This window comes from Ancylobacter sp., from assembly GCF_965249975.1.
Lineage (GTDB): Bacteria > Pseudomonadota > Alphaproteobacteria > Rhizobiales > Xanthobacteraceae > Ancylobacter.
On record NZ_CBDFNE010000018.1, the window covers coordinates 583,687 to 600,656 of the forward strand.

The 16,970-nt window shown below is 66.1% G+C and carries 15 protein-coding genes; 11 read left to right on the plus strand and 4 right to left on the minus strand.

What is annotated here, in order from left to right; translation table 11 throughout:
- The first annotated feature begins 8 nt into the window (after positions 1–8).
- From ACP2AH_RS15645 to ACP2AH_RS15680, 8 genes are all read left to right on the plus strand, one after another.
- Positions 9–434, plus strand: coding sequence for a CrcB family protein (locus ACP2AH_RS15645; protein WP_425106648.1), 426 nt, complete (start codon positions 9–11; stop codon positions 432–434).
- Positions 406–1,056, plus strand: a complete 651-nt coding sequence (gene ureE, locus ACP2AH_RS15650; RefSeq protein ID WP_425106649.1) for an urease accessory protein UreE — start codon at positions 406–408, stop codon at positions 1,054–1,056. Before ACP2AH_RS15645 ends, ureE begins: the two co-directional genes overlap by 29 nt.
- A gap of 41 nt (positions 1,057–1,097) precedes the next feature.
- On the plus strand, positions 1,098–1,778 hold the full coding sequence (locus tag ACP2AH_RS15655) for an urease accessory protein UreF (protein WP_425107050.1): 681 nt from the start codon (positions 1,098–1,100) through the stop codon (positions 1,776–1,778).
- Positions 1,779–1,803: 25 nt separating this feature from the next.
- Positions 1,804–2,451 (plus strand): urease accessory protein UreG, encoded by a 648-nt coding sequence (gene ureG, locus ACP2AH_RS15660; RefSeq protein ID WP_425106650.1) that lies wholly within the window; start codon positions 1,804–1,806, stop codon positions 2,449–2,451.
- 3 nt (positions 2,452–2,454) lie between these two features.
- On the plus strand, positions 2,455–3,390 hold the full coding sequence (locus ACP2AH_RS15665; RefSeq protein ID WP_425106651.1) for an urease accessory protein UreD: 936 nt from the start codon (positions 2,455–2,457) through the stop codon (positions 3,388–3,390).
- Between the two features lie 15 nt (positions 3,391–3,405).
- Entirely contained in the window at positions 3,406–4,419 is a 1,014-nt protein-coding gene (gene yut, locus ACP2AH_RS15670) for an urea transporter (protein ID WP_425106652.1), read from the plus strand.
- A 124-nt stretch (positions 4,420–4,543) separates the two neighbouring features.
- Positions 4,544–5,785 carry an ammonium transporter gene (locus ACP2AH_RS15675; RefSeq protein ID WP_425106653.1) on the plus strand — a complete coding sequence of 414 codons (1,242 nt, stop codon included), beginning with the start codon at positions 4,544–4,546 and terminating at the stop codon, positions 5,783–5,785.
- 119 nt (positions 5,786–5,904) lie between these two features.
- Positions 5,905–7,155 (plus strand): SLC13 family permease, encoded by a 1,251-nt coding sequence (locus tag ACP2AH_RS15680; protein ID WP_425106654.1) that lies wholly within the window; start codon positions 5,905–5,907, stop codon positions 7,153–7,155.
- Between the two features lie 318 nt (positions 7,156–7,473).
- Here the strand turns inward: ACP2AH_RS15680 and ACP2AH_RS15685 are convergent, their stop codons facing one another.
- From ACP2AH_RS15685 to ACP2AH_RS15695, 3 genes are read right to left on the minus strand one after another with little or no spacing between them, the layout of a single operon-like run.
- Entirely contained in the window at positions 7,474–9,012 is a 1,539-nt protein-coding gene (locus ACP2AH_RS15685; RefSeq protein WP_425106655.1) for an efflux transporter outer membrane subunit, read from the minus strand.
- A 46-nt stretch (positions 9,013–9,058) separates the two neighbouring features.
- Positions 9,059–12,208: an efflux RND transporter permease subunit gene (locus tag ACP2AH_RS15690; RefSeq protein WP_425106656.1), complete on the minus strand. Its 3,150-nt coding sequence runs from the start codon at positions 12,206–12,208 to the stop codon at positions 9,059–9,061.
- Positions 12,209–12,219: 11 nt separating this feature from the next.
- The gene (locus tag ACP2AH_RS15695) at positions 12,220–13,488 is read right to left on the minus strand and encodes an efflux RND transporter periplasmic adaptor subunit (protein ID WP_425106657.1); all 1,269 of its coding nucleotides are present in this window, start codon (positions 13,486–13,488) and stop codon (positions 12,220–12,222) included.
- Positions 13,489–13,694: 206 nt separating this feature from the next.
- Between ACP2AH_RS15695 and ACP2AH_RS15700 the strand changes: the two genes are divergently transcribed.
- Entirely contained in the window at positions 13,695–14,252 is a 558-nt protein-coding gene (locus ACP2AH_RS15700) for a TetR/AcrR family transcriptional regulator (protein WP_425106658.1), read from the plus strand.
- Between the two features lie 13 nt (positions 14,253–14,265).
- Here ACP2AH_RS15700 and ACP2AH_RS15705 read toward each other — a convergent pair whose 3' ends face one another.
- Positions 14,266–15,168, minus strand: coding sequence for a LysR substrate-binding domain-containing protein (locus tag ACP2AH_RS15705; protein WP_425106659.1), 903 nt, complete (start codon positions 15,166–15,168; stop codon positions 14,266–14,268).
- Positions 15,169–15,268: 100 nt separating this feature from the next.
- Between ACP2AH_RS15705 and ACP2AH_RS15710 the strand changes: the two genes are divergently transcribed.
- Both ACP2AH_RS15710 and ACP2AH_RS15715 read left to right on the plus strand, forming a co-directional pair.
- Positions 15,269–16,471: an MFS transporter gene (locus ACP2AH_RS15710; RefSeq protein WP_425106660.1), complete on the plus strand. Its 1,203-nt coding sequence runs from the start codon at positions 15,269–15,271 to the stop codon at positions 16,469–16,471.
- A 57-nt stretch (positions 16,472–16,528) separates the two neighbouring features.
- Complete coding sequence (locus tag ACP2AH_RS15715; RefSeq protein ID WP_425106661.1) at positions 16,529–16,954, plus strand: GFA family protein; 426 nt, start codon at positions 16,529–16,531, stop codon at positions 16,952–16,954.
- Positions 16,955–16,970 lie beyond the last annotated feature (16 nt).

Here is a 16,970-nt window from a genome sequence, read left to right on the forward strand (position 1 = left end):
GCGCGACGATGTGGTGGCCAGTTTTCAATGTGTTCGTGGGCGGGGGGCTGGGGGCGATCGCCCGCGAGTTCTCCATGCTCACGCTGGGACGCTACAGCACGGCCTTTCCGTTCGATGTTTTCGTCGCCAATGTCCTCGCGTCCTTCCTGCTCGGTTTTATCTTTGGACTTAGTCGGGCCGGTAGGATGTCGAAGAATGTCACGCTCCTGATGTCGACCGGCTTCTGTGGGGGAATGTCCACGTTTTCGACATTCATCTTCGGAGCCTACTCGGAGATGACGTCCCCCGGCCAACTCGGCCTCTCACTTCTCTACATCATCGCCAGTCTCGTCGTCGGCTACAGCGTGACGTGGCTCGGCCTTCGCGTCGCGTCCCGCCTGACGCCGGGTTTCCATGGAGACACGCATGATTCTCGTCGAGAGCACGCTCGGTAATCTCCGCGACACCCTCTGGCAGCAACGCGCCCGCAGCGCGGCCGTTGATCTTCTGGTGCTGGAGCAGTGGGAGGCGCCGAAGAGCCGACTGCGCAAGACGACAGGGAGCGGAGTGGAGATCGCCATTTCGCTGCCGCGCTCCGAGCACCTGCACGATGGCGACATCCTCCACTATGACGCGGAAGCGAAGTTGATCGTCGCGGCGCGGATCGCCCTCAAGGACGTTCTGGTCATCGAACTCGAAGGGCTCGAGAAGCTGTCGCCCGGCGAAATCCTGCGCACCTGCTTCGAGTTGGGCCATGGCCTCGGCAACCAGCACTGGCCGGCCGTGATCAAGGATTCCACGGTCTATGTCCCGCTATCCGTCGATCAGAAAGTCATGGCATCGGTCATGCGCACCCATGCCTTCGATCATGTGAAGACGTATTTCGCGCCCGGTGAGGAGATCGCCGCCAAGCTGGATGCACGGGAAGTGCGCCTGCTCTTCGCCGGAGCCGACGCGACGCCCCATCATCATCACGATGTTTCCGCCGAGACGCAGCCTCACCGTCATTCGCATGGCCATCGTCACAGCGACGGCCATCACCATGGCCACGACCATTCGCACACACCGGTGACCTGACGATGGACGCAGTGTCTCCCAAGAGCGGCTGTTCCTCCGGTATGGCGCATCTGGCGCGCCTGCTGCAGTTCTCGGATTCCACGCTGCCGATCGGGTCCTTCGCCTTTTCCAACGGGCTTGAATCGGCGCTGCAGACCGGCGTCGTCTCCGATCCCGACAGTCTGCTGCGCTATGTCGACCTCGTTCTGCGGCAGACGGCGCGCATGGATGGCATCGCGCTGCTGCACGTGCACCGCGCCGCGCTAGCGGACGATTATGGGGAAGTGCTGCTCGCGGATCGCGAGTTGTTCTGCCGGCGTGTCGGCGAAGAGCAGCAATTGATGCTGACCCGCGTCGGCAAGAAATTCGGGGAACTGGTGCTCAAGATCATGCCTTCCCCGTTGCTTCAACGCTGGCTCGACGCCATCCGCGCCAACGAAGCGCCGGGTTGCCTTCCCATCGGCCAGGCGATTGCGCTTGCCAATATGGGGGTTGATGAGGGCGAAGCCTTCGTCATGCATCAATACGGTATCGCCTCCATGATCCTCAGCGCGGCGCTGCGGCTGATGCGCATCGATCACATCGAAACCCAGCGCATTCTGTTCGCGGCGCAAGGGCGCGTCGAAGGCGATTACCAGGCCGTGCGTGAGCTCTCGCTCGACGAGATGGCCTCCTTCGCGCCGGTCTTCGACGTCCTCGTCGCGCATCACACGACCACCCATGTCCGTCTGTTCATGAACTGACGCGCCATCGGCAAAGGAGCGGCTCATGAAGAAAATCACCCGTATCGGCATTGGCGGCCCGGTTGGATCGGGCAAGACCGCGGTCATCGAGGCGATTACCCCGCGGCTGATCGATCTTGGCATCAAGCCGTTGATCATCACCAACGACGTGGTGACGACCGAAGATGCCAAGCAGGTGCGCCGCACGCTGAGGGGCATTCTCATCGAGGAGAAGATCGTCGGGGTCGAGACGGGAGCCTGCCCGCACACCGCCGTGCGCGAAGACCCCTCGATGAACATCGCTGCGGTGGAGGAACTCGAGGAGCAATACCCCGATAGCGACGTGATCCTTATCGAGTCCGGGGGTGACAATCTCACCCTGACCTTCAGCCCGGCTCTGGCCGACTTCTACATCTATGTGATCGACGTCGCTGCGGGCGACAAGATCCCGCGCAAGAACGGCGCGGGTGTCTGCCAGTCGGACATTCTCGTGATCAACAAAAAGGACCTCGCTCCCTATGTCGGGGCGAGCCTGGATGTGATGGACCGCGACTCCCGGCTGATGCGCGGCACGAAACCGTTCCTGTTCACCAATTGCAAGACAGGCGAAGGCATCGACGATCTCATTCGCCTCATCCTCGATATGGCGCTGTTCGATGTGAAGGTGACGTCGCCCGTTCCGGTGGATGCCTGACACATGGGACTCAATGCGAGACTGGGGCAACTCGACACGGCGCGCGAACTGGTCGGCTTCCAGACCGAGCCCGCCCAGATGCGCGCCGCTGCCCCGGGCAAGGTCGGCGAACTGCGCCTGGGCTTTTCGCTACGTGAGGGGCGCTCGATCCTGCACGACCTCTACCGTGTGACGCCGCTGCTCGTGCAGCAGGCGCTTTACTGGGACGAGGCGATGCCGGAATTGCCGATCTGCTCGATCATCGCGATCGGAGGCGGAATCCTTCAGGGCGACCGGTACAGGATCGACATCTCCGTCGGCGAGGGCGCGTGCGCCCATGTGACGACGCAGAGCGCCAATCGCGTGCACCAGATGGATGCGAACTACGCCTCTCAGCATCAGGCCGTGACGCTCGAGAGCGGTGCCTATCTGGAGTATCTGCCCGATTTCACCATCCCCTATCGCGGCTCTCGCTTCATCAACCAGACCGACATCGTCGTCGCGGAAGACGCGACGCTGCTGCATGGCGAGATGGTCCTCGCTGGCCGCAAGCACCACCATGTCGACGAGCGGTTCGGACTTGATCTCCTGTCCCTCGCCGTCGCAGTGCGTCGGCCGGACGGCCGCAAGATCTTCGCCGAGAAGATCCTGATCGAGAAGGACGAACCCACCGTCGACTATCCCGCGGTGATGGGGGGCTTCGACGCCTTCGCCAACATTATGTGCCTCACCCCGCCGCCCGTGGCGACCCGCATCAAGGAGCGGTTCGAGACCCATTTTCCCGCCGGGGCGCCGCGCAGCATTTCCGGTGTCTGCCGCCTGCCCAACGAGGCCGGGATCATGCTGCGTGCGGTGGGCATGGAGACCTATGACGTTCGAAACGAGGTGCGCCGGTTCTGGCAAATCGTTCGCGAGGAGGCGCGCGGCCGGACACTTCCGCAGGAATTTCTTTGGCGCTGAAAGAAAGACCGCCTCATGGACAGCCAGAACAGAAATATCGGAGCCGATCTTCTCAAGGGGACTAGCCAGGTTTTCTTTCTGGAGAATGCGCTGACAGGAATCTTCTTTTGGGTCGCTATAGCTTATGCGTCCTACGTATCCGGTGTCTGGGCGACCACGATCGGAGCGCTGATCGGCGTTGTGGTTGCGACGCTGACGGCCCGGCTGCTGGATTGCGACGAAAAATCGGTTGCCTCGGGCCTTTTCGGCTTCAACGGTGTCCTTGTCGGCGCGGCGCTGCCGACCTTCATCGCCGTCACGCCGCAGCTTTGGGCCTATGTGGTGATCGGTGCCGCCACGAGCACCGTGGTTACCGCGGCCTTCAGCGCAACCCTCACGGCCAAGTGGGGCATCCCCGGCTCGACCGGACCTTTTGTGCTGACCGGCTGGCTGATGGTTGCCGGCGCCCACTCCTTTGGCGGCCTTCAGGTCATCGGCGACGCCCCGAAGCTTGCCACGGACTATGTGCAAGGGCTGGCGCCCCTTCCCCAGCCGCTGGAGCTGGTTCAGATCTTCTTCCGTAACATCGGCCAGGTCTTCCTGCTCGGCAGTGAAATCTCCGGCGCGCTCATCCTGGTCGGCATCTTCATCGCCTCGGTGCCGGCTGGTATCGCCGCCGCTGCCGGCTCGCTGGTGGCGCTGGCGGTCGCTATCGGCATGGGCGCCGATCCGGCGGTCGTCAGCCAGGGGCTATACGGCTTCAGCCCTGTGCTCACCGCACTCGCTGTCGGCGTCATCTTCCTGCAGACGTCGCCCAAAGTGGCCGCCTATGCGCTGCTGGCGACCGTGACGACCGTTTTCGTGCAGGGAGCGCTCGACGTGATCGTCGCGCCGGCCGGCATTCCCTCGTTCACGGCCCCCTACGTCTTGACGATGTATCTCTTCATTGCGCCGAAGAAACTTCTTGCTCCGCATCCGCACCGGCCTGTGGCCGACCATATGATCGGCCGTGAGCACGGCGAGGCGCCCCCATCCACGAGGGCGATGTGATGACGCGGACAGTACGGCCTCTGGGCACGCCTCACACGCCAAGGCGGCTGCTAACCCACTGAATTTCCGGTTTCGCGCGGTCGGCCATTGGGCCCGACGGGCGCCTTGAAGAAGGGGAAATGGGATGCAAGCAATAAATGCGGGCGATACCGCCTTCATTCTCCTGTGCACCGCCTTGGTGTGCATGATGACCCCCGCCCTGGCGCTCTTCTATGGCGGGCTCGTCAAGCAGCGCGACATGCTCTCGATCATGATCCAGAACTTCGTCTGCATGGGCGTCGTCGGGCTGATCTGGGTATTCGGTGGCTTCAGCCTCGTCTTCGGTCCCGATATAGGCGGCGTTATCGGTAGCATCGTTCCCTATTTCGGCATGTACCATGTCGGCATCGCGCCCAATCCGACCTATGGGCCGAACATCCCGTTCATCATGGTGTTCGCCTATCAGATGATGTTCGCCATCATCACGCCGGCGCTGATGACAGGCGCGTTTGTCGGGCGGCTCCGTTTCGGCGCCTATCTCTTCTTCATCGCCTTTTGGACCATCCTGGTCTATTTGCCGGCAGCCCACTGGATCTGGGGCGGCGGCTTCCTGGCTAAGCTTGGCGTCGTCGATTTCGCGGGCGGCATCGTCATCCATACGTCGGCGGGTTTTTCCGCGCTGGTGACGGCGGCCTATCTCGGCAAGCGCAAGCTCGCCCCCGGCGAGAGCGAATCCGAACCCGCAAGCCTGCCGCTGGTGGCCCTCGGTGCGGGCCTGCTGTGGTTCGGGTGGTTCGGCTTCAATGCGGGCGGTGCCTACGCCGCCGATGCGCTCGCCGCCTATGCCTTCACCAACACCATGCTCGCCGGCTCCATCGCCATGCTCGTGTGGATGTTCTGGGAATGGCTCAAGACCGGCCGGCCTTCGTTCTCCGGCGTGCTGGTCGGGGCGGTCGCAGGGCTTGCGACCATCACGCCGGCCTCAGGCTACGTCGAACCCATGTCGGCACTGCTTATCGGTGCCATCGGCGCTACCGCCTGCTACCACGCCAAGCATGTGCAGGCCTGGCTGAAGATTGACGACTCCCTGGAGGTGTGGCGGGCGCACGGCGTCGGCGGCATGACAGGTGCTCTCCTGATCGGCGTGCTGGCAAGCTCGCACATCAATCAAGTGGCGGCCGGTATGCACCAGCTCGGTGTCCAGCTACTCGCGGTCGCCGTCGTCGCCGCCTATGCCGGCATCGTCACCTATGTCCTTCTCAAAGTGCTTGATGCGATGGGTGTACTGCGCGTGCCGGATGTCATCCAGGTAGAGGGGCTCGACCGGCCGCTCTATGGCGAGAGCGCCTATAATCTCTGGAACATGGACCGCGGTAATCCGAAGTAATCGCCGGCAAGGGGAGCGGCCGACTGCCGCTCTCCGTCCGCTCATGACGAACGCCCGGCCGTCGCCCTTGCCTGGGAATGCCCGCCGCGTATCCGGTTCAGCGGGGAAGAGTGGGTGACATGGACCTGACGCTCACGATCTTCGTACTGGTTTACGTCGCCATGGGCGTTGGCCATTTGCCGGGCTTTCGCCTCGACAGGACCGGGGCTGCCACCGTCGGGGCGATGCTGCTTATAGCGTCGGGAGAGATCTCACCCGCCGCCGCCTGGGCCGCGGTTGACTACCGAGTCATCGGCCTTCTCTTCGGCCTGATGACGGTGTCGGCGGCCTTCATGGTCGCCGGCTTCTATGACTGGATCGCCAACAAGATCGGTCACCTCCTTGTCGGCCCCAAGGGCCTGTTGGCTATCCTCATCGCCGTTTCCGGCCTCATGTCCGCCCTCCTGAACAAGGATGTCGTGGCCGTCGCGATGGCGCCGATCTTGTGCTCCATCTGCCTGGGGCGGCAGCTCAATCCCCTCCCCTTCCTGCTCGGCTTCTGCTTCGCAGCCAATTTCGGTTCGACGGCGACCCTTCTCGGCAGTCCCCAAAACATGATTGTCGCCGAGACGTTGAACCTATCGTTCGTCGGCTTCATGGAGGCGGCGGCACCGCCGGCCGCACTTAGCCTGCCGCTGATCTGGGTCGTGATCGTAATGTGCTATCGCGGCCGCTGGTCACTGCCCGATGCGGCCCGGCCGGCGGGTGGAAGCGTGGCCGCGATCGCCCCCGATGCGCAGGTGACGTTCAGCCGGGGCGAGACGATCAAGGCCGGCGTGGTTGCCCTCGCCGTCGTCGCGGCGTTCATTTTTACCGACGTTCCCCATATGCTGATCGCGTTGATGGGCGCCAGCGTGCTCCTCGTCAGCCGGCGAATTGCGTCGAGCAACCTCCTGCACCACGTCAATGCCGATCTGCTGCTGCTGCTGTTCGGTCTGTTCGTGGTCAATGCGGCGTTCACCGCCACCGGTCTGCCGGAACAGATGCTGGCGAGGTTGCGCGACAGCGGGCTCGATCTCCATGATCCGCCGTCCATGCTGCTCATCATGGCGGTTCTGAGCAACATTGTCGGCAACAACCCGGCGGTCATGCTGGTGGCCCCCTTCATCTCCGGCAGCCACGAACCGGAGGCACTGGGTGCCGCCATCGTCCTTGGCACCGGCTTCTCGTCGAGTGCGGTGGTCTTCGGCAGCCTCGTCGGGATCATCGTCGCCGAGGAATGCCGCAAGCGCGGCATCGCGCTCGGCTTCGTCGAATTCGCCCGCGCAGGTGTCCCGACATCGATCATCTGCTTGCTGATTGCAGCCTTATGGATTCATCATCTCGGCTGAGGCGGCGCCTTGTGCCCAGCCTGTGCGCCTTCTGCAAGCGGTGACGGCCCCGACGGCCCCGGCAGGACAGTGAGCGCACGGCCCGGCGGCAGGGCAAGCCGCGCGGCTCGTGCGCGGCAGGCTTTCCTCATCGCCATGGTCCACAGGGGGGCGGCAGAAACGGCCCGTGAAGGCCGCAGACCGAGCCACCGCCGTGACGCAGGCCGGAAGCTCCAGCTTCCGGCGATCCAGGAATGGTTCCGCATCAGGATCAGCCACCTGCTGACCCTCAGCCCCGCGCCAGGAGCGCCGGAACGCACGCCCCCGATAGCAACCCGTTCAGTTGCGTTCAGACATCGCGAATTTCTGCGCCCAGTCCGTGCGAACAAAGCGGGGGGCCATCTGGTCGGTCACTTCCGGTGTGCGCGTGTCGACGACGCCCGACCAGCCGCCGCCCAGCGCCTTGTTCAGTGCGATGTAGTCCGTCGTGATCGCCACGCGGCTCTGCAATTGGGCGTCTTCCGCTGAATAGAGCGAGCGTTCCGCATCGAGCACATCGAGGAAGCTGCTGCTGCCGCTTTGATACAGCGTGCGCGCCAACGAGGCCGCCTGCCGGTAGGACCGCACGGACGCGTCGAGGCTCCGGATGCGCCGCTGCTCCTGCCTCAGCGCCACGCTGGCATTCTCGACATCCTGCAGCGCCGTCAGCACGGCCGTGCGATAGGCGACGAAATACACGTCGCGCTCGGCCTGAGCGTACTCGACCGCGGCTTCCAATTGCCCGGCATTGAACAGCGGCACGCTCACGCTCGGGCCAAAACTCCAGCTGATAGATGAACTCTTTCCAAGACCGCCAAGCTTGGTCGCCGAGGTCGACACCTCGCCGGCCAGGCTGACATCGGGATAGCGCGCGGCCTCGGCCTGACCGATCTGCGCGGTGTATTGCGCGAGCTGGCGTTCGGCGAGCCGCACATCCGGGCGTGACAGCAGCACATCGGCCGGCACGCCCTCCGGCACGGGGCGGCCCGGCGCGGGAATGGGAGCGCTGCGCTTCATGGCGTCGTTCAGCGCGGAGGGCGGTTGGCCCAGCAGGATGGCGATCTGGTGCACCGACTGCTGATAAGAAGATTCAAGCTGCGGAATATCGGCTTCCGTGCTGGCCGCCTGCCCTTCGGCATTGGCCGCGTCGACGGCGGAGGCAGAGCCCGCCTCCAGCTTGGTGCGCGTCAGCGCCGCCGTCTCGCGCTGCGAGGTTGCCGTGCGGCGTGCCAGCGCGATGCGGGCCTGATAGCCGCGCGCCTCGACATAGCTTGTGGTCACATCGCCGATGAGCACCAGCAGCGTGTTGCGCAGGCTCTCCTCGGAAGCGTCGAGCCCATATTTCGCGGCTTCGGCGGCGCGGCGGTTCTCGCCGAACAGGTCGAGCTCCCAACTCGCATTGGCGCCGAGGTTGAAGGTGTCGAACGGACCGGACACCGTCACATCCCCGCTGTCAGAGACATTGCTGCCATTGTCGGCACGGGTGTAGCTGCCGGAGCCGGTCAGGGTCGGGGCGAGCGCGGCCAGTGCCTGGCGTCGCGTGGCCCGCGCCTGGCGCACCCGTGCCTTGGCCGTCGCGACATCGAGATTGCCCGCGACCGCCTGCTCGACAAGGCGGTTCAGCGTCTGGTCGTCGAGCTGCTCCCACCAACGGGCAAGGTCCGGCGGCAGACGGGTGGCATCGTCCGCCGTGAGGCTGGCCGTTTTGCCGCTGCCCCAGGCGGTGGGGATCTGCATGCCGGGGGCGGTGTAGTCAGGGCCGACGGCGCAACCGCTCACAAGGCCGGCGATGAGGACAAGCGAGACGTGCCAGAGCGGCCGCAGCTGGGAGGGGGGCATGAGTTCACCGGTCGCGTCAGAATGCCGGGCAGCCCCGGAGAAGCGGTTAGCGGGCATCGGCGCTCTCCACCTGAACGGCAGGTTCCGAAGCGCCGCGCGGCGTGGCATGGCCTGCGAACACCCGCCGCACCGTTACGAAAAGCAGCGGTATGAAAAACACGCCGAGCACGGTGGCCGCGATCATGCCGCCCATCACGCCGATGCCGATGGCGTTCTGCGCGCCCGAGCCGGCCCCGGTGGCGATGGCGAGAGGCGTTACGCCGAGAATGAAGGCGAGCGAGGTCATCAGGATAGGGCGCAGCCGCTGGCGTGCCGCATCCAGCGTCGCCTCAACGAGCCCCATGCCGTGCGCCTGCCGCTCGATGGCGAACTCGACGATGAGGATGGCGTTCTTCGCCGCGAGGCCGATCGTGGTGAGGAGGCCGACCTTGAAATAGACGTCGTTGCTCTGGCCGAACATCGTGGCGGCGAGCAGCGCGCCGAACACGCCGATCGGCACCGACAGCAGCACCGCGAAGGGGATCGACCAGCTCTCGTAGAGCGCGGCGAGGCAGAGGAACACGACCAGCAGCGAGATGACGTAAAGCGCCGTCGCCTGATTGGCGGAGAGCCGCTCCTGATGCGACAGGCCGGTCCACTCATGGCCATAGCCCGCCGGCAGCCTGCCGATGATCTCGTCCATCGCCGTCATGGCGTCGCCAGATGAGACGCCCGGCGCGGCCTGGCCCTGGATCTCCAACGCCGAGGAGCCATTGAAGCGCTCCAGCCGCGGCGAGCCATAGGTCCAGTGGGTCGACGCGAAGGAGGAGAACGGCACCATAGTTCCAGCGGAGTTGCGCACCTCCCACTTGGCGAGGTCTTCCGGCTGCATGCGGAAATCGGCCGCCGACTGGAGATAGACCTTCTTCACGCGCCCGCGGTCGAGGAAGTCGTTCACATAGCTGCTGCCCCAGGCCGTGGAGAGCGTGTCGTTGATGTCGGCCAGCGAGACGCCGAGCGCGCTCGCTTTTTCCTGGTCGATGTCGACGACGAATTGCGGCTCGTCCTCCAGCCCGTTCGGGCGGGTGGCGACGAGGCGGGGGTCCTGCGCGGCCATGCCCAGCACCTGGTTGCGCGCGGCCATCAGCTTCTCATGGCCGGCCCCGCTGATGTCCTGGAGATAGACGCTGAAGCCGCCGCTATTGCCCATGCCCTGAATGGCCGGCGGCATGAGGGTGAACACCATGGCGTCGCGCACATGCAGCTTCGCCATGGCGCGGCCGGCCACCGCCTGCGAGGACAAGGCAGGAGACTTGCGCTCGTCGAACGGCTTCAGCCGAACGAAGGCAATGCCGAGATTCTGACCCTGGCCGCTGAAGCCAAAGCCGTTGACACTGAACACGCCTTCGACCGCCTCCTTTTCATCTTCGAGGAAGTGGCGGCGGACGTTGTCCAGCACGGCCTCGGTGCGGTCCGATGTGGCGCCCGCGGGGAGCTGCACCATGGTGATGAGGATGCCCTGGTCCTCTTCCGGCAGGAAGGAGGAGGGCAGGCGCACGAACATCCAGCCCAACGCCACGGCGATGGCGAGGAAGATGGCGAGGAAGCGCCCGCTGCGCGCCAGAACACCGGCCGTGCCAGTACGGTAGGCCCGCGTGCCGCGCTCGAAATTGCGGTTGAACCAACCGGCCCAGCCGGCCTGCTTGGCCCCGTGCCGCACCGGGCGCAGCAGCGTGGCGCAGAGCGCCGGGGTGAGGATCAGCGCCACCAGCACCGACAGGATCATCGCCGAGACGATGGTGACGGAGAACTGGCGGTAGATCACGCCCACCGACCCGCCGAAAAAGGCCATCGGGATGAACACGGCAGAGAGCACGGTGGCGATGCCGATCAGCGCGCCGGTGATCTCCCCCATCGACTTGCGGGTGGCCTCCTTGGGGGAGAGCCCTTCCTCCTCCATCACGCGCTCGACATTTTCCACCACGACGATGGCGTCGTCGACCAGGAGGCCGATGGCCAGCACCATGGCGAACATGGTGAGCGTGTTGACGGAGTAGCCGAACAGCGCGAGCACGCCGAAGGTGCCGAGCAGGACCACCGGCACGGCCAGCGAGGGAATGAGCGTCGCCCGGAAGCTCTGCAGGAAGACGAACATCACGATGAAGACGAGGACGATGGCCTCGGCCAGCGTGCGCACCACCTCCTCGATGGAGAGCACGACGAAGGGCGTGGTGTCGTAGGGATAGACAACCTCGACCCCTTCCGGAAAGGTCGGCTTCATCCGCTCCAGCGCCGCCTTGACGCGTTCGGCGGTCGCGATGGCGTTCGCGCCCGTGCCGAGATTGATGGCGAGGCCACCCGCCGGCTTGCCGTTGTAGCGCGAGGCGGTGGTGAAGCTCTCCGCCGCCAGCTCGACGGTGGCGACATCGTTGATGCGCACCAACGAGCCATCCGTGGTGCTCTTGAGGATGATGTTTCGGAACTGCTCGGGCGTCTGCAGGCGCGAGCGCGCGGTGACCGTGGCGTTGAGTTGCTGGCCGGTGCGGGCCGGCAGGCCGCCAAGCTGGCCGGCGGAAACCTGCGTGTTCTGCGCCCCGATCGCACTCGTCACGTCGCTCGGCATGAGCTGGTACTTGGACAGCTTCTCCGGGTCGAGCCAGATGCGCATGGCGTAGGAGGAGCCGAACAGCGTGGTGGAACCCACGCCCTCGATGCGCTTCAGCGTGTCGTTGAGGGTCGAGTCGACATAGTCTGACACGTCGGTGGACGACAGGCGCCCATCGGTCGAGACGAAGCCGATGACCAGCAGGAAGCCGTCCGAGGCCTTTTCGACCGAGATGCCATTGGTCTGCACCACGCTCGGCAGCTGCGCCTGGACGAGCTGCAGCTTGTTCTGCACCTGCATCTGGGCGATGTCGGGGTCGGCCGCGGTGGTGAAGGTGAGGGTGATCGTCGCCTGGCCGGTCGAGGTCGAGGTGGCCGACATGTAGTCGAGATTGTCGATGCCGGTCATGCCCTGCTCGATGATCTTGGTCACCGAATTCTCGACCGTCTGCGCGTCGGCGCCGGGATAGGAGGCGCTGACGCTCACCGTTGTCGGGGCGATCTGGGGATATTGCGCGATCGGCAGGGTGTTCAGCGCCAGGACGCCACCGAGCATGATCAGCAGCGCGATGACCCAGGCGAAGACCGGGCGGTCGATGAAGTAGCGGGACATGGAACGCGCCTTCAGTTCGCCGTGGAGATGCCGGCGGCGTCCACGTGGGCCGCGCCTTGGGCAACGGCCGCGCTCGCCGCCGGGGCTGTGCTCTGCTGGCCGCGCTCGCGCACCTCGCCGGTGGTCTCGTCCACCACCACGTCGACCGGGGTCACGTCCTGGCCGGGGCGGGTGAACTGGCTACCCTCGACGATGACGCGGTCGCCGTCCTTGACGCCAGCCTCGACCAGCCAGCTATTGCCGACGCTGCGTTCGAGGCTGAGCACGCGCTGCTCGACCTTGTTGTCGGCGTTGACGACCAGCGCCACCGGCTCGCCCTTGGTGTTGCGGGTCACGCCGCGCTGGGGAACGAGATAGCTGTTTGGGGCAACGCCTTCCTCGATGATGGCGCGCACATACATGCCGGGCAGCAGCAGCCGGTCCGGGTTGGGGAACTGCGCGCGCACGCCATAGGTGCCGGTGGTGGTGTCGACATAGGCGGAGGTGAATTCCAGCGTACCCGGCAGCGGGTAGAACTGGCCGTTATCCAGCTTCAGCCGCACCTGCACCCTGTCGCCGCTGATCTTGATGCGCCCCTCGCGGATCGCCTGCCGCAGATTGAGCAGGTTGGTGCTCGACTGGGTCACGTCGACATTGATCGGATCGAGCGTGCGGATGGTGGTGAGCGCCGTATCCTGGCTCGCGGTCACCAGCGCGCCGGGGGTGAGCGCCGACTTGTCGATCCGTCCGCCGATCGGCGCGGTGATGCGGGTGTAGTCGAGATTGATCCGCGCGGTGTCGACGCTGGCGCGCGCGGCCGCGACCTCGGCCTTGGCCTGCGCCAGCGAGGCGACGGCGTCGTCATTGTCCTGCTTGCTTACCGCATTCTGCTTGATCAGCCCGGCATAGCGCTCGACCTTGGCCTCGGCGCTCGGCACCGCCGCCTCGGCCTTCTGCAGGCTGGCGACGGCGCTGTCATAGGCGGCCTGATAGCTCGCCGGCTCGATCTGGTAGAGCGGGTCGCCGGCCTTGACCTCACCACCCTCCTGGAAAAGCCGCTCCTTGATAAGCCCGCCGACCTGCGGCCGGACTTCGGCCACCAGCGAGGCCGAGGTGCGCCCCGGCAACTCGGCGGTGATCGCCACCGACTGCGGATGCACGGTGACGACGCCAACCTGCGGGCGCCCCTGCGCGCCCGGAACGGGCCCGCCCGCCTTGTCCTTCCCGTCGCACGCCGCCAGCGCCACCGCGACGAGAACAAGCACTGCGATTTGAGCCAAACGGCCGTTGAGAAGTGACATCGGAGCCGATCTGATTTATGGTACGTATCAGTACCCATATTTCTCAAGCGGCCGGATTGTCAATTGTGTTAGGTCTGCCACACCGATTGTCGCCTGCTGGAAGCGTTGCTGTGCCCTGCGAAGAAACGAAGCCCGCCACTGCCCCCCGCTCTCGGGGACGCCCGAGGCTGGTGCCCCCGGCCGCCCGTCGTGACGAAATCGTTGCCGTGGCAACCCAGATGTTTCAGGAGGCGGGTTATGCGCGGCTGACCACAGACGCGGTGGCGGCCCGTTGCCGTATCTCGAAGCGCACGCTCTATCAGCTGTTTCCCAGCAAAGCGGCGCTGTTGACGGCGATCATCGACCAGCATCGCGCGCGCATGATCCGGCTGCCGGCGGATTACGATGATGTCCCGCTCGAGCGCGCGCTGGACCTGATCTTCGGCAACGATATCGATGAGGAGGCCGACCGCGAGCGCTTTGCCTTGCTGCAGCTGATATTCGTCGAAGCGGTTCAGCACCCCGAGTTCGATCACATATCGGCGACGCACGGCAAAGGCGTCGTCTTGCAGTTGCTCGGCGACTGGATCGCTCACGAATGCCGTCGCGGGCGCCTCCATGTCCCCGATCCGAAAGACGCGGCGTGCATGCTGATGGACATGGTGGCGGGTTCCGTCACGCGCGGTCCCGACGGGCGGATCGCCTGGGACGGAAGTGAACGCCGGCGGGCCTATGTCCGGGAGTGCATCCGTGTGTTCCTGAACGGAACGACAGCAGCTCGCTGAGGTGGCGGTATAGCTACCGCTCGGCGCTCTGCGTGGCGGATGCGCCGTCGACCGCCTCGATCCAGGCGCAGACCCGCGCGCTGGCGGCGCGCAGCGGCGAGCCGATGGGGATGTAGGCGTAATAGCTGCGCGAGGGCAGAAAGATGTGCGGAAAGGGCGTCACCAGCCGGCCGGCGCGCACATCGTCCGCGATCAAGGTGGACGGCGCCATCGCGACGCCCAGCCCGTCAATAGCCGCCTGGATCGACAGATAGAAATGGTCGAGCATCAGCGTCGCCGCCGGTTGCAGCGCGCCATGCCCGGCCTTCGCCAGCCAGTCGCGCCACAGCCGAGGCATGCTGGCGACCTGCAAAAGCGTGTGCCCCGCGAGGTCGCCCACCGCGTCCAGCGGTTGGCGTTGCAACAGCGCCGGGCTGCAGGCGGGCAGCCGTCGCTCCGGGAGCAGCAGGCGGGCCTCGAAGCCGTCAAAGGCGTCCGGCCCGCCACGGATAATCAGGTCGTACTCACCGGCCAGCCCGTCCACCGGCTCGCTGCCGGTCGTCAGCTCGATCTCGATGTCGGGATGCGCCGCGCGCAGCTGGCCGAGCTTCGGCACCAGCCAGCGCAGGCTGAAGGTGGCGAGCGCATGGACCTTCAGCACCACCGCGCCGCTAGGCGTGCTGCCATGCCCCGCCGCCGCCCGCGCGATGCGCTCCAGCGCGGGCTGAATCTCGGCCAGCAGCGCCCGCCCCTCGGCGGTGAGGGCCACGCCGTGGCTCAGCCGCCGGAACAGCGCCGGCGGGCCGAGCCATTCCTCCAGCAGCCTTATCTGCCGGCTGACCGCGCCATGGGTGACGCCGAGTTCCGCCGCGGCGTCCTTGAAACTCGACCGACGCGCGGCCGCCTCGAAGGCCCGCACGGCGTTGAGCGGCGGCAATGGACGATCTTTCGAGGGCGCCGTCATGTGAGTTTATCTGACATCATCGGGTGAAATTAGTCGTTTGCGGCCGGCCGTCCAGCGAGCGCATACCGGTGAGGTGACAAAAACATCAAGCCTGACCCCTTCCGCCGCGTCGCCGGTGCTGTCTTCCCCGCCGGACACCCGCCGGCGCACGCTGGTGCTCTCCGGCCTCGCCCATGCGCTGCATGACGGCTACACCGACGCGATCTATGTGCTGCTGCCCGTCTGGCGGGCCGAGTTCGGGCTCGACTATGTCGCCCTCGCCCTGCTGCGCGGGCTCTATGCCGGCGCCATGGCCGCGCTGCAGGTGCCGGCAAGCTGGCTCGCCGACCACATGGGTGGGCGCGCGGTGCTGATCCTCGGCACGCTGATCGCCGCTGCGGGCTATGGGCTGGCCGGGTTCAGCGGCGGCGCGCTGGGGCTCTGCGCGGCGCTGTTCCTCGCCGGCGCCGGCTCCAGCGTCCAGCATCCCATCGCCTCCAGCGCCGTGTCCCGCGCGTATGGAACGGCCGCGCGCGGGCCGCTCGGCACCTATAATTTCAGCGGCGACCTCGGCAAGGCGGCTCTTCCGGCGGCGCTGTCCTTCGGGCTGTCCTTCGCGCCGTGGCGGCCCTCGCTCTGGCTGCTGGCGCTAGCGGGGATCGCGGTCGCCGGCCTGATCGCCCTGTCCATGCCGAAGATCGCGCCCGCGCCGCCCTCCCCCGCCACGCGTTCCGGGTCATCGCGCGGCGGCAACGGCTTCCCGCTGCTGCTGGCCATCGGCGTGATCGATACCGGCGTGCGCATGGGCTTCCTCACCTTCCTGCCCTTCCTGCTGCAGCTGAAGGGCGCCTCGCAGCCGTTGATCGGCACGGCGCTGGCGCTGGTCTTCCTTGGCGGCGCGGCGGGCAAGCTCGTCTGCGGCTGGCTCGCCCAGCGCTGGGGCATCGTCGGGGTCACCCTCGGCACCGAAGCGCTGACGGCGCTGATGATCGCGCTCGCCGTCTTGCTTCCCCTGGCGCCGCTGCTGGTGGTCCTGCCTCTGCTCGGCCTCACGCTGAACGGCACCTCCTCGGTGCTCTATGGCACGGTGCCGGAACTGGCGCCGGCCGACCGCACGGAACGGGCCTTCGCCATCTTCTACACCGGGGTGATCGGTTCGGGGGCGCTGGCGCCGCTGCTGTTCGGCGCGGTGGGCGACCAGGCCGGCCCCGTCATCGCGACGCTCGGAACCGCCATCGCCGCCCTCGTCAATCTGCCGCTCGCCCTTGCCCTGGGGCCGCGATTGGCCCGACGGTGAGCGGCGATGGTCGGGCGGCACACACCCATGCCGAGGAAGGCATCGACAGGCAACGACATGACAGGCGATACGACCACGCGATCGGGCCAGTGCCATTGCGGGGCGGTGCGCTTTGCGGTGACGCTCAGCGACGGCTTCAACTCCATCCGCCGCTGCACCTGCTCCTATTGCCGCATGCGCGGCGCCGTGGTTGCCATGGCCGAAATGGGCGGGATCGCGATCCTCGAGGGGCAGGAGCTGCTGACCAGCTACCGATTCCACAGCGGCGCCGCGCAGCACTTCTTCTGTTCCCGCTGCGGGATCTACACCCACCACCAGCGCCGCTCCGACCAGAGCCTTTACGCGGTCAACGTCGCCTGCCTCGACGGCGTCAGCCCCTTCGATTTCCCCGAGGTGCCGGTCATGGACGGCATCAATCACACCAGCGACACCGGCAAGCCGACGCGCCGGGCCGGCACGCTGGTGTACATTCGGGCACGCTGACCCGCCGCCCGTGGAT